This window comes from Kytococcus schroeteri (assembly GCF_002847825.1).
Taxonomy (GTDB): domain Bacteria; phylum Actinomycetota; class Actinomycetes; order Actinomycetales; family Dermatophilaceae; genus Kytococcus; species Kytococcus schroeteri.
In genome coordinates this window covers 34,610-46,932 of record NZ_PKIZ01000013.1, presented here as the reverse complement: position 1 = coordinate 46,932, position 12,323 = coordinate 34,610, and the positions used below count along the sequence as shown (strand labels likewise).

11 protein-coding genes are annotated in these 12,323 nt (G+C 73.8%); all 11 read right to left on the bottom strand.

Features of this window, described 5'->3' with window-relative positions; genetic code table 11:
- Window positions 1–5: 5 nt before the first annotated feature.
- Window positions 6–1,223, bottom strand: a complete 1,218-nt coding sequence (gene metK, locus CYJ76_RS07690; protein ID WP_101849733.1) for a methionine adenosyltransferase — start codon at window positions 1,221–1,223, stop codon at window positions 6–8.
- 99 nt (window positions 1,224–1,322) lie between these two features.
- Entirely contained in the window at window positions 1,323–2,567 is a 1,245-nt protein-coding gene (gene coaBC / locus CYJ76_RS07685; protein ID WP_101849732.1) for a bifunctional phosphopantothenoylcysteine decarboxylase/phosphopantothenate--cysteine ligase CoaBC, read from the bottom strand.
- The gene (gene rpoZ / locus CYJ76_RS07680) at window positions 2,567–2,971 is read right to left on the bottom strand and encodes a DNA-directed RNA polymerase subunit omega (RefSeq protein ID WP_101849731.1); all 405 of its coding nucleotides are present in this window, start codon (window positions 2,969–2,971) and stop codon (window positions 2,567–2,569) included. Before rpoZ ends, coaBC begins: the two co-directional genes overlap by 1 nt.
- An 83-nt stretch (window positions 2,972–3,054) precedes the next feature.
- Window positions 3,055–3,654: a guanylate kinase gene (gmk, locus tag CYJ76_RS07675; RefSeq protein WP_101849730.1), complete on the bottom strand. Its 600-nt coding sequence runs from the start codon at window positions 3,652–3,654 to the stop codon at window positions 3,055–3,057.
- Entirely contained in the window at window positions 3,651–4,001 is a 351-nt protein-coding gene (gene mihF, locus CYJ76_RS07670) for an integration host factor, actinobacterial type (protein WP_446685146.1), read from the bottom strand. Before mihF ends, gmk begins: the two co-directional genes overlap by 4 nt.
- A gap of 29 nt (window positions 4,002–4,030) precedes the next feature.
- Window positions 4,031–4,879 (bottom strand): orotidine-5'-phosphate decarboxylase, encoded by an 849-nt coding sequence (pyrF, locus tag CYJ76_RS07665; RefSeq protein ID WP_101849729.1) that lies wholly within the window; start codon window positions 4,877–4,879, stop codon window positions 4,031–4,033.
- Complete coding sequence (gene carB, locus CYJ76_RS07660; RefSeq protein ID WP_101849728.1) at window positions 4,876–8,211, bottom strand: carbamoyl-phosphate synthase large subunit; 3,336 nt, start codon at window positions 8,209–8,211, stop codon at window positions 4,876–4,878. Before carB ends, pyrF begins: the two co-directional genes overlap by 4 nt.
- On the bottom strand, window positions 8,211–9,464 hold the full coding sequence (carA, locus tag CYJ76_RS07655) for a glutamine-hydrolyzing carbamoyl-phosphate synthase small subunit (RefSeq protein WP_101849727.1): 1,254 nt from the start codon (window positions 9,462–9,464) through the stop codon (window positions 8,211–8,213). The genes carB and carA overlap by 1 nt, the downstream gene beginning before the upstream one ends.
- Window positions 9,461–10,807: a dihydroorotase gene (locus CYJ76_RS07650; RefSeq protein WP_101849726.1), complete on the bottom strand. Its 1,347-nt coding sequence runs from the start codon at window positions 10,805–10,807 to the stop codon at window positions 9,461–9,463. Before CYJ76_RS07650 ends, carA begins: the two co-directional genes overlap by 4 nt.
- The gene (locus tag CYJ76_RS07645; protein ID WP_070705377.1) at window positions 10,804–11,754 is read right to left on the bottom strand and encodes an aspartate carbamoyltransferase catalytic subunit; all 951 of its coding nucleotides are present in this window, start codon (window positions 11,752–11,754) and stop codon (window positions 10,804–10,806) included. Before CYJ76_RS07645 ends, CYJ76_RS07650 begins: the two co-directional genes overlap by 4 nt.
- Window positions 11,751–12,320 carry a bifunctional pyr operon transcriptional regulator/uracil phosphoribosyltransferase PyrR gene (gene pyrR, locus CYJ76_RS07640; RefSeq protein ID WP_101849725.1) on the bottom strand — a complete coding sequence of 190 codons (570 nt, stop codon included), beginning with the start codon at window positions 12,318–12,320 and terminating at the stop codon, window positions 11,751–11,753. Before pyrR ends, CYJ76_RS07645 begins: the two co-directional genes overlap by 4 nt.
- Window positions 12,321–12,323 lie beyond the last annotated feature (3 nt).

Below are 12,323 nucleotides of genomic sequence, written 5' to 3'. Positions count from 1 at the left end.
GCCACTCAGGCGTGCGCCAGGCGCTGCAGCGCCTCCACCCGGTCGGTGCGCTCCCACGGGAAGGCGCGGGCCACGCCGCTGGCGGTGGTCCGGCCGAAGTGCCCGTAGGCCGAGGTGGGCAGGTAGATCGGGCGCTTGAGGCCCAGCGCGTCCACGATGGCCGCCGGGCGCAGGTCGAAGACCTCGTCGATGGCGTGCTCGATGCGCTCCACCGGCACGGTGTGGGTGCCGAAGGTCTCCACGTAGAGGCCGACCGGGCGCGCGGCACCGATGGCGTAGGCCACCTGGATCTCGCAGCGCGCGGCCAGCCCCGCGGCCACCACGTTCTTGGCCACCCACCGCATCGCGTAGGCGGCGGAGCGGTCCACCTTCGACGGGTCCTTGCCGGAGAAGGCGCCACCGCCGTGGCGGGCCATGCCGCCGTAGGTGTCCACGATGATCTTGCGCCCGGTGAGCCCGGCATCGCCCATGGGCCCACCGATGGTGAAGATGCCCGTCGGGTTGATGAGCTGGCGGGTGCTGCTCGTGTCGAGCTCCACACCCGACTCGGCGAGGTTCTCCAGCACCGGCCCGATGACGTGCTCCCGCAGGTCGGGGGTGAGCAGCGCCTCCAGCGGCACCCCCGGGGCGTGCTGCGTGGAGAGCACGATGGTGTCGAGCCGCGCCGGGCGGTCACCGTCGTACTCGACGGTCACCTGGGTCTTGCCGTCGGGGCGCAGGTAGTCCAGCGTGCCGTCCTGCCGCACCTGGGCCAGGCGCTTGCTCAGCCGGTGGGCCAACGAGATGGGCAGCGGCAGCAGCTCGGGGGTGTCGTCGCTGGCGTACCCGAACATCAGGCCCTGGTCACCGGCGCCCTGCCGGTCGTACTTCTCCGAGGCGCCCTCCCGGGCCTCGAAGGAGTCGTCCACGCCGGCGGCGATGTCAACGCTCTGGTCGCCGATGCTCACCTCGACGCCGCAGGTGCGTCCGTCGAAGCCCTTCTCGGAGCTGTCGTAGCCGATCTTGATGATGGTGTCGCGCACCACCCGCGGGATGTCCACGTACCCCGAGGTGCGCACCTCGCCGGCCACGTGCACCAGCCCGGTGGTGACCATGGTCTCCACGGCCACCCGCGCGTCCGGGTCCTGCCGCAGCATCTCGTCCAGGATCGCATCGCTGATCTGGTCGCAGATCTTGTCGGGGTGTCCCTCGGTGACGGACTCGGACGAGAAGAGACGTGCCATGGGTGCTCCTTGTGCAGCGGCTGCTGTCTGACGGGTGCGCCGGGTTGACGCGGGCGACAGCCTAGACCCCTCCACCGACGACCTCGGCCCGGCTGCAGCTCAGCCCAGCAGGGGCGTCACGGCCTCGCACACCGCCCGGGCGGCCTCGTCCTTGGACACGGGGCCCACCGTGCGCACCGGGCCGTCGGGGGTGAGCAGGTGCACCGTGGTGTCCTCCTGCCCGAAGACCACGCCCACGCCCACCTCGTTGGCCACGAGGAGGTCCACGCCCTTGCGGGCCAGCTTGGCGCGCGCGTGGTCGAGCACCGAGCCGTGCTCGTCGCCGGTCTCCGCGGCGAAGCCGACCACCACCTGCCGTCGCTCCTGCGGGTGCTGCGCGGCCTCGGCGTCGCGGCGGCGCACGGCCCCGGCGAGCACGTCGGGCGTCCGCTCGAGCTCCAGGGTGAGCCCGGCACCGTCGTCCTGCTTCTTGATCTTGGTGGTCGCCACCTGCGCGGGCCGGTAGTCGGCCACGGCGGCGGCCATGACCAGCAGGTCCGCCCCGGCCTCGTGGAACTCCCGTCCCACGGCGGCCTCGAGGTCGGCGGCGCTCGGCGTCTCCACGACCCGTACCCCCTCCGGCGCGGGCACCTCGACCGCCGCCTGCAGCACGGTCACCTCGGCGCCCAGGTCGCGTGCGGCGCGGGCCACGGCCATCCCCATGCGCCCCGAGGAGGCGTTGCCCAGGAAGCGCACCGGGTCCAGGGCCTCCCGGGTCCCGCCGGCGCTCACCACCACGCGGCGACCGGCCCACGGCAGCTCACCGGAGCCCGCGGCCGCGGCCCCCACCTGCGCCAGCGCCTCGGCGTGGATCACCTCGGGGTCCGGCAGGCGGCCGGGGCCGGTGTCGCTGCCGGTCAGGCGCCCGCTCGCGGGCTCGATGACGTGCACGCCCCGGGAGCGCAGCGTGGCCACGTTCGCCTGCGTGGCCGGGTGCTGCCACATCTCGGTGTGCATGGCCGGGGCCACCACCACCGGGCAGGTGGCCGTGACCAGCGTGGTGGTCAGCAGGTCGTCGGCCATGCCGGCGGCCATCCGGGCCAGCAGGTCGGCGGTCGCGGGGGCCACCACCACGAGCTCGGCCTCCTTGCCCACGCGCACGTGCTGCACCGACGGCACGTCGGTGAACACGTCGGTGGCCACGGGGTGCCCGGAGAGGGCCTCCCAGGTGGGGGCGCCCACGAAGCGCAGCGCCGCCGCCGTGGGCAGTACGCGCACGTCGTGCCCGCCCTCGGTGAACAGGCGGCACAGGCTCGCGGCCTTGTAGGCGGCGATGCCGCCGGCGACCCCCAGGACGACGCGCATCAGGCCTCGTCGGTGCCGTCCGCGTCCTGCGTGTCCTCGACCACGTCGACGGACTCGGCCGGGGCCACCTCGTCGGTGGAGTCGGCGACCGCGGTGATCTCCTCGGGCTCCTCGGACACGCCGTCCTCGCCCAGCTCGGGCACGTCGGTGCGCACGGTGCGGACCAGCTTGTCGGCGTTGATCTCCTTGAGCGCCACCGAGAGCGGCTTGTCGGAGGCCTCGGCCTCCACCAGCGGGCCCACGTACTCCAGCAGGCCCTCCTTGAGCTGCGCGTAGTAGGCGTTGATCTGGCGGGCTCGCTTGGCCGAGTAGATGACCAGTGCGTACTTGGAGTCGACGTGCTTGAGCAGGTCGTCGATGGGCGGGTTGGTCACGCCGATGGGGGCGGCCTTGGTGCCGGACATGGATCCTCCTTGGATCGGGGCGGTGGTGGCGACGGCGTCGTCGCACGGGCCTCCCGGCGGGCGGGAGGCGGGTCGGCGGGTGGTCAGGGAACCCGGCGGTCGGCGGGGACCGGCGGCGGGTCGAGGAGCAAGTCTACGAGGTCGGCACCGGCACGCTCGACGGACTCGTTGACGATGCTGACGTCGAACCAGTCCCGGGCGGCCAGCTCGCGCTCGGCGGTGGCCAGGCGGCGCTCCCGCTCCTCGGCGTCCTCGGTGCCCCGGCCCACGAGGCGGCGCACCAGCTCGTCCCAGCTCGGCGGGGCGAGGAAGACGAAGAGAGCGTCCGGCATCGCCTCACGCACCTGGCGGGCCCCCTGGAGGTCGATCTCCAGCAGCGCGGGACGGCCCTGCTCCAACGCGCTCTCCACCGGGTCGCGCGGGGTGCCGTAGGAGTGCACCCCGTGCACGACGGCGTGCTCGAGCATCCGCCCGTCCTCGACCATCCGCGAGAACTCCTGTGGGGTCACGAAGTGGTAGGTGGAGCCGTCCACCTCGCCGGGCCGGGGGGCGCGGGTGGTCGCGGACACCGACACCCACACCTCGGGGTGGTGCTCACGGACCCACTGGCAGACGGTCCCCTTGCCCACCGCCGTGGGGCCGGCCAGCACCACGAGGCGCCGCTGGGGCGCGTCGGCGGTCACCGCGCCACCGCCGCGAAGCGGTCGCTGAGCCGGGCCACCTGGTGCACGCCCAGGCCGCGCAGCCGGCGCGAGGGGGCGATGCCCAGCTCGGCCAGCACCTGACCGGCACGCACCGGGCCGATGCCGGGCAGGCACTCCAGCAGCACCGACACCCGGATCTTGGCCACGGCCTCGTCGTGCTCGGCGGCCTGCAGCACCTCCCCGATGCTCAGGGCACCCCGGGCGACGGCCGCCTTGACCTCGGCCCGCCGGTGGCGGGCGGCGACGGCGGCGTCCAGAGCGGCCCGACGCTGGTCGGCCGTGAGGTCGGGAAGGGTCACGTGCTGCTCCTGCTCTGCGGGGGACACCGCAGGGTACCGGTGGTGCACGGTGGCCCTCAACGCCCCGGCCCCTCCCCCGCTGTGAGCTCCCGCTGCCAGCCCTCGACGGCCTGCACGAGCGTCTCGACCGAGCCGGCGTGACGGAGCAGGTCACGGCTCACCGAGGCCAGCACGCGGTCGGACTCATCACCGAACACGCCACGCAGGTCGGCGGCCGAGCCGCCCTGCGCGCCGAAGCCCGGGGCCAGCAGGGGCGCCGCGCCGCCGGCCAGCGGCAGGGTCTCCAGCGCGTCGCGCACGGTGATGCCCACCACGAGGCCCACGTCGCCCTCGAACTGCTCGGCCCACCGGGCCACCCCGGCGGCCACCGTCAGGCCGTCGTCGCGACGCGCGCCCTGGAGCGGGCCGGCCTCCGGGTTGGAGGTGCGGCAGAGCACGAACGCCCCGGCGCCGTCGGCCCGGGCGGCCTCGACCACGCCGCGCAGGGCGTCCTCGCCCAGGTAGGGGCTGAGGGTCACCGCGTCGCAGCGCAGCGGGGCGCCCTCGCCGAACCAGGCCCGGGCGTAGGCGGCGTTGGTGCTGCCGATGTCGCCGCGCTTGGCGTCGAGCAGCACCAGCGCGCCGGCCTCCCGCAGCGCCGCCATCGTGTCCTCGAGCACCGCGATGCCGCGGGAGCCGAAGGCCTCGAAGAAGGAGACCTGGGGCTTCACCACGGCCACCCGGCCCGCGAACGCCGCGACGCACCGCTCGGCGAAGGTGGCCAGGCCCGCCGGGTCCACCCCGAGGCCGAGGTCGCGCAGCAGGCTCGGGTGCGGGTCGATGCCGGCGCACAGTCTCCCGTGCGCGGCCACGGCCTGCCGCAGCCGGGCCCCGAGGCCCGGCCCGGCGGGCGCGCCCGCGCTCACGCCCCGCTCCCGGCCGGCCCGCGCCCCACCAGGTCCAGCGCGACGGCGTGCGCCTGCAACGGCTTCACGCCGAAGTCCGCGGTCTGCAGCGACTCGATGGCCTGCACCGCGGCGCCCAGCTGCTGCACCGTGGTGATGATCGGCACACCCGCCGAGGCCGTGGCGGCCCGGATCTCGTAGCCGTCGGCCCGGGCGTCGCGGCCCGACGGGGTGTTGACCACCATCGCCACCTCACCGGAGGTGATCTGGTCCACGACGGTGGGCTCGCCGTCGGGGCCCCGGCCCTCACTGCGCTTGCGCACCACCTGGGCCTCCACCCCGTTGCGGCGCAGCACCTCCACGGTGCCGGAGGTGCCCACGAGCGTGAACCCGAGGTCCGCCAGCCGCTTGACCGGGAAGATCATGCCGCGCTTGTCGCGGTTGGCCACCGAGACGAACACGGTGCCGCTCGTCGGCAGCGGGGTGGTCTTGCCCATCTCCGCCTTGGCGAAGGCCGCGCCGAAGCTCGTGTCGACGCCCATCGCCTCGCCGGTGGAGCGCATCTCCGGGCCGAGAAGGCTGTCCACCACCTGGCCCTCGCGGGTGCGGAAGCGCTTGAAGGGCAGCACCGCGGCCTTCACCGACACCGGGGAGTCCACCGGGAGCGATCCGCCGTCCAGGTGCTCCGGCAGCAGGCCCTGCTCGGTGAGCGAGGCGATGCTCTCCCCCATCATGATGCGGGAGGCGGCGCGGGCCAGCGGCACGCCGGTGGCCTTGGAGACGAACGGCACCGTGCGGCTGGCGCGCGGGTTGGCCTCGAGGACGTACAGCACGCCCTGGGCGAGGGCGAACTGCACGTTGAGCAGGCCCCGCACCCCGATGCCCTCCGCCAGGGCCCGCGTGGCCTCGCGCACCCGGTCGAGCTCCTCGGTGCCCAGGGTCACCGGCGGGATGACGCAGGCCGAGTCGCCGGAGTGGATACCGGCCTCCTCGATGTGCTCCATGACGCCGCCGAGGTACATGTCGGTGCCGTCGTAGAGCGCGTCCACGTCGATCTCGACGGCCTCGTCGAGGAAGCGGTCCACGAGGATCGGCTTGTCCGGGGTCACCAGCGCGGCGCGCTGCACGTAGTCGGTCAGCGACTCGTCGTCGTACACGATCTCCATGCCACGGCCGCCGAGCACGTAGCTCGGGCGCACCAGCACCGGGTAGCCGATCTCGCGGGAGATCTCCACGGCCTCCTCGGCGGAGAAGGCGGTACCGAAGCGCGGGGCGGCCAGGCCGGCCTCGGCCAGCACGCGACCGAAGTGCCCGCGGTCCTCGGCCCGGTCGATGGCCTCCGGGGAGGTGCCCACGATAGGCAGGCCGGCGTCGGCCAGCTCCTGGGCCAGGCCGAGCGGCGTCTGCCCCCCGAGCTGCACGATGACGCCCGCCACGGGACCGGCGGTGAGCTCGGCGTGGTAGACCTCCAGCACGTCCTCGAGGGTCAGCGGCTCGAAGTAGAGCCGGCTCGAGGTGTCGTAGTCGGTGGAGACGGTCTCCGGGTTGCAGTTGACCATCACCGTGTCGTAGCCGGCCTCGCGCAGGGCGAAGCTGGCGTGCACGCACGAGTAGTCGAACTCCACGCCCTGCCCGATGCGGTTGGGCCCGGAGCCGAGGATGAGCACGGCCGGGTTCTCGCGCGGGGCCACCTCGGTCTCGGCGTCGTAGCTCGAGTAGTGGTACGGCGTCCGGGCGTCGAACTCCGCCGCGCAGGTGTCCACCGTCTTGTAGACCGGGCGGATGCCCAGCGCGTGGCGCACCCCGCGCAGCACCGCCTCGTCCATGCCCAGCAGGGCGGCCAGCTGGGCGTCGCTGAACCCGTGGCGCTTGGCGTGGGCCAGCACCTCCGGGCGCAGGCGGCCGTTGCGGGCCACGTCGGCGGCGATGGCATCGGCGGCGTCGTTGAGCAGCGCCACCTGGTCGAGGAACCACGGGTCGATGCCGGTGACCTCGTGCAGCGTCTCCACGCTCGCCCCGCCCCACAGGGCGCGCTGCACCTGGCGCAGGCGCCCGTCGGTGGGGGTGCCCACGGTCGTCAGCAGCTGCTCGAGCTCCTCGGCGTCCGGGCGGTCCTCGGGAGTCCAGTCGAAGGACGAGCCCTTGGCCTCGGTGGAGCGCAGCGCCTTCTGCAGGGCCTCGGTGAAGTTGCGGCCGATCGCCATCGCCTCGCCCACGGACTTCATCGTCGTGGTGAGCTCGGGGTCGGCGGCCGGGAACTTCTCGAAGGCGAAGCGGGGCACCTTGACCACCACGTAGTCCAGGGTGGGCTCGAAGGACGCCGGCGTGGAACCGGTGATGTCGTTGGGCACCTCGTCGAGCGTGTACCCGATGGCCATCTTGGCCGCGATCTTGGCGATCGGGAAGCCGGTGGCCTTGGACGCCAGCGCCGAGGAGCGGCTCACGCGCGGGTTCATCTCGATGACGATGACGCGCCCGTCCTCGGGGTTCACCGCGAACTGGATGTTGCAGCCGCCGGTGTCCACGCCCACCTCGCGGATGACGGCGATGGCCACGTCGCGCAGCTTCTGGTACTCGCGGTCGGTGAGGGTCAGGGCCGGCGCCACGGTGATCGAGTCACCGGTGTGCACGCCCATCGGGTCGAGGTTCTCGATGGAGCACACGACCACCACGTTGTCCGCGCGGTCGCGCATCACCTCGAGCTCGTACTCCTTCCACCCGAGGATCGACTCCTCGATGAGCACCTCGGTGGTCGGCGAGTCGCGCAGGCCGGCCTCGCCCATGCGGCGCAGCTCGGCCTCGTCGTGGGCGAAGCCGGAGCCCAGACCGCCCATGGTGAACGAGGGGCGCAGCACCAGCGGGTAGCCCATCTCGTCGGCGGCGGCCATGATCTCGTCCATCGTGTGGCAGATCACCGAGCGGGCCACGTCGGCGCCGCAGCGCTCCACCACGCCCTTGAACAGCTGGCGGTCCTCGCCCAGCTGGATGGCCTCCACGTTGGCACCGATGAGGGGGCAGTCGTACTTCTCCAGCACGCCCGCCTCGTGCAGGGCGATGGCGCAGTTCAGGGCCGTCTGCCCGCCGAGGGTGGCCAGCACCGCGTCGGGGCGCTCGGCGGCGATGATGCGCTCCACCACCTCGGGGGTGATGGGCTCCACGTAGGTGGCGTCTGCGAACTCCGGGTCGGTCATGATCGTGGCCGGGTTGGAGTTGATGAGGACCACGCGCAGGCCCTCCTCCTTGAGCACGCGGCAGGCCTGCGTGCCGGAGTAGTCGAACTCGCACGCCTGGCCGATGACGATCGGGCCGGAGCCGATGACCAGGACGGACCGGATGTCGGGATTGCGGGGCATCAGCGCACCTCTCCTGCGGGGGTGGACGGGACGGCCGCGGCGCCGAGCCGCGCGGTCTGCGCGCTGCGGTCGGCGGGGCGGCGGGTGGTCATGAGCTCCACGAAGCGGTCGAACAGGTACTCGCTGTCGTGGGGGCCGGCGGCGGCCTCGGGGTGGTACTGCACGGAGAAGGCCGGGCGGTCGAGCATCTCCAGCCCCTCCACCACCTGGTCGTTGAGCCCCACGTGGGAGACCCACACCCGGCCCCAGTCCTCGCGGTGCGGCACGGTGACCGCGGCGTCCAGCGGGGCGTCCACGGCGAACCCGTGGTTCTGGGCGGTGATCTCCACCTTGCCGGTGGTGCGGTCCATCACCGGCTGGTTGATGCCGCGGTGGCCGAAGTCCAGCTTGTAGGTGCCGAAGCCCAGGGCCCGGCCGAGCAGCTGGTTGCCGAAGCAGATGCCGAAGAAGGGCACCTCGGCCTCCAGGACGCCGCGCAGCAGCTCCACGGCGGTGTCGGCGGTGGCCGGGTCGCCCGGCCCGTTGGAGAAGAACACCCCGTCGGGGCCGGACTGCGCGGTGACGCCCGGCACGGCGAGCACGTCCGAGAGCGTGGAGCTGGCCGGCAGCACGTGCACCTCGATGCCGCGGGCGGCCAGCAGCCGCGGGGTGTTGCTCTTGATGCCGAGGTCCACGGCGGCCACGGTGAACCGGTGCTCCCCCACGGCCGGCACCACCACGGGGGTGGGCGTGGAGACGGTGCTGGCCAGCTCGCGGCCGGCCATCGCCGGGGCGGAGCGCACCTCGGCCACGAGGTCCTGGACCGGGCGGCCGGCGGCCTCCCCGGTGAACACGCCGGCCCGCATCGCGCCGCGGGTACGCAGGTGGCGGGTCAGGGCGCGGGTGTCGACCCCGGCCAGGCCGACCACGCCCTGGCGCTCGAGCTCGTCCTCCAAGGTGCGCTGGCTGCGCCAGTTGCTCGGGCGCAGGGCCGGGTCGCGCACCACGAGGCCCTCCACGAAGATACGGCGGGACTCGTCGTCCTCGTCGTTCCAGCCGGTGTTGCCCACGTGCGGCGCCGTGAGGGCCACGATCTGCCCGGCGAAGCTCGGGTCGGTGAGGGTCTCCTGGTAGCCGGTCATGCCGGTGGTGAAGACGATCTCGCCCAGCGTGGTACCGCGGGTGCCCCAGGCGTGGCCGGCGAAGGTCTCGCCGTCCTCCAGGACGAGCAGGCCGGGTTCGGGGGTGAAACGGTCCGTGGGTGCGGCGCTCATGCGCGGTCCTCCTGGGTGTGGGCGGGCAGGTCGGGCAGCAGGGAGTGGGTGAGGCGACCGGCGCGCAGGGTGGCCTGCACCACGCCGTGCAGCTGGCGGCCGTGCCACGGGTTGTTCCGGGAGCGGGACAGCGACGCGTCGCGGTCCACGGTCCACACGGCCGAGGGGTCGAACAGCGTGAGGTGCGCCGGGGCGCCCACGACGAGCCCCTGGCCCTGCCGGCGCTCCCCCTCCAGCTCGTCCAGCCGCGCGATGCGGGCCGGCGCACTGGACATCACGCGGGCCACGTCGGCCCAGTCCAGCAGGCCGCTGCGCACCATCACCTCGTGCACCACCGGCAGGGCGGTCTCCAGGCCGAGCATGCCGAAGGCGGCGTCGACGAAGGCGTGCTCCTTGTCGTGCGTGGCGTGCGGGGCGTGGTCAGTGGCCACGGCGTCGATGGTCCCGTCGGCCAGGGCCTCGCGCAGCGCCTGCACGTGCTCGTCGGGGCGCAGCGGAGGGTTCACCTTGAAGACCGGGTCGAAGCCGGTGAGCAGGTCGGTGGTCAGCGCCAGGTGGTGGGGGGTCACCTCGGCGGTCATGCGGATGCCCTGGGACTTGGCCCAGCGGACCACGTCCACCCCGCCGGCCGTCGTCACGTGGGCGACGTGCACGCGGCCGCCGGTGTGCTTGGCCAGCATCGCGTCACGGGCGATGACGGTCTCCTCGGCCACCTGCGGCCAGCCGGGCAGCCCGAGGCGCCCGGAGACCTCACCCTCGTGGCAGCAGGCCGTGCCGTCGGCCAGGCGCGGGTCCTGGCTGTGCTGGCTGATGACGCCGTCCACCCCGCGCAGGTACTCCAGCGCGCGGCGCATCAGGCGCGCGTCGTGCACGCACTTGCCGTCGTCGCTGAAGACACGGACGCGGGCCACGGAGCGGGCCATGAGCCCCAGCTCGGCGAGCTCCTCGCCGGCGAGCCGCTTGCTCACGGCGCCCACCGGGTGCACGTCCACCAGCCCGGCACGGCGGCCCAGGTCGGCCACGTGCTCGGCCTTCTCGGCGGTGTCGGTGACGGGGTTGGTGTTGGCCATGGCCAGCACGGCCGTGAACCCGCCGGCGGCCGCGGCGCGCGAGCCGGTCTCCACCGTCTCGGCGTCCTCGCGACCGGGCTCGCGCAGGTGCACGTGCAGGTCAACCAGCCCGGGCAGCGCCACCAGGCCGGAGGCGTCCACGCGCTGGGTCCCAGCGGGCGCCTGCTCGGCGGCGCCGGCCCCCGCGGCGGCGAGCACGCCGTCCACCAGCAGGAGGTCGCCGACGCCCGCGCCGGCCAGGTCCGCGCCCTGGATGAGTCGAGCGGTGGTCATGCGTTCTCTCCGTCCGTTCCGTTGAGCAGGTGGTCGAGCACCGCCATGCGCACGGCCACGCCGGCGCTCACCTGGTCGAGCACGCGGGAGCGCGCGTCGTCGGCGGCCTCGGGGCTGATCTCCAGGCCGCGGTTGAGCGGGCCGGGGTGGCAGATCACCGCGTGGGCCGGCAGGGCGGCCAGGCGGTCGCGGGTGAGGCCGTTGACCACCGTGTACTCGCGCGGCGTGGGGAAGAACCCGCCGGCCATGCGCTCGGACTGCACGCGCAACATCATCACCGCGTCCACCGTGGGCAGCACCGCGTCGATGTCGTGGCTCACGGTGAATCCCTCGGCCTGCGCCCGGGCGTGGATGCCGCTGGGCAGCAGGGTGGGCGGCGAGACGACGGTGACGCGCGCCCCCAGGGTGCGGAGCGTGGCAAGGTTGGAGCGCGCCACGCGGGAGTGCGTGATGTCGCCGACGATCGCCACGTGGCGGCCCTCCAGGTCACCCAGCGCACGGCGCAGGGTGAACGCGTCCAGGAGCGCCTGTGTGGGGTGCTGGTGGGTGCCGTCACCGGCGTTCACCACCGCGGTGCGACGGCCGCGCTCGTCGAGCCAGCCGGCGATCTGCGCCGGCGCCCCTGAGGCCGGGTGGCGCACCACGAGGGCGTCCACCCCCATCGCGGCGATGGTGCTCACGGTGTCGCGCAGCGACTCCCCCTTGCTCACCGAGGAGCCCTTGGCCGCGATGTTGATCGTGTCGGCGCCCAGCCACTTGCCGGCGATCTCGAAGGACGAGCGGGTGCGGGTGGAGTCCTCGAAGAAGAGGTTGATGACGGTGCGACCGCGCAGGTCGTCCCGCTTCTTGACCGGGGCGGACTGCAGGGCCATGTGGCCCTCGGCCGCGTCGAGCAGCGCGGTGGTCTGCTCCAGGGTCAGGTCGTCGGTGCTCAGCAGGTGCTTCATCGGGCCTCCCTGGCCAGACGGATGATCTCGACGGCATCGAGGCCGTCCGGGTCGGCCAGGCGGACCTGGACGCGTTCGTCGGCCGCGCTGGGCAGGTTCTTGCCCACGTGGTCGGCACGGATGGGCAGCTCGCGGTGGCCCCGGTCCACCAGCACGGCCAGCCGGATGGCGCGGGGGCGCCCGGCGGCGGAGACGGCGTCCATGGCGGCGCGGACGGTGCGGCCGGTGTGGAGCACGTCGTCCACGAGCACCACGACGCGGTCGGTCACGTCGACCGGCAGCGCGGTGGGGGGCTCGGCGGGCGCGGCCGGGGTGGGACCGCCCGGCTCGCGGTCGTCGCGGTGGCCGGCGGGGTCGACCGCGCCGCACGACACGTCGACGCCCTCGATGGCGCGGACGGCATCAGCCAGGCGACGGGCCAGCGGCAGACCGCGGGTGGGGATGCCGAGCAGGACGAGGTCACCGGCGCCGTCGTTGCGCTCCAGCACCTCGTGGGCCATCCGGCGGATGGCGCGGGTGATGTCCTGGTCGTCCAGGACCGTACGCACAGTGGGGGTGTGCCCCATCGT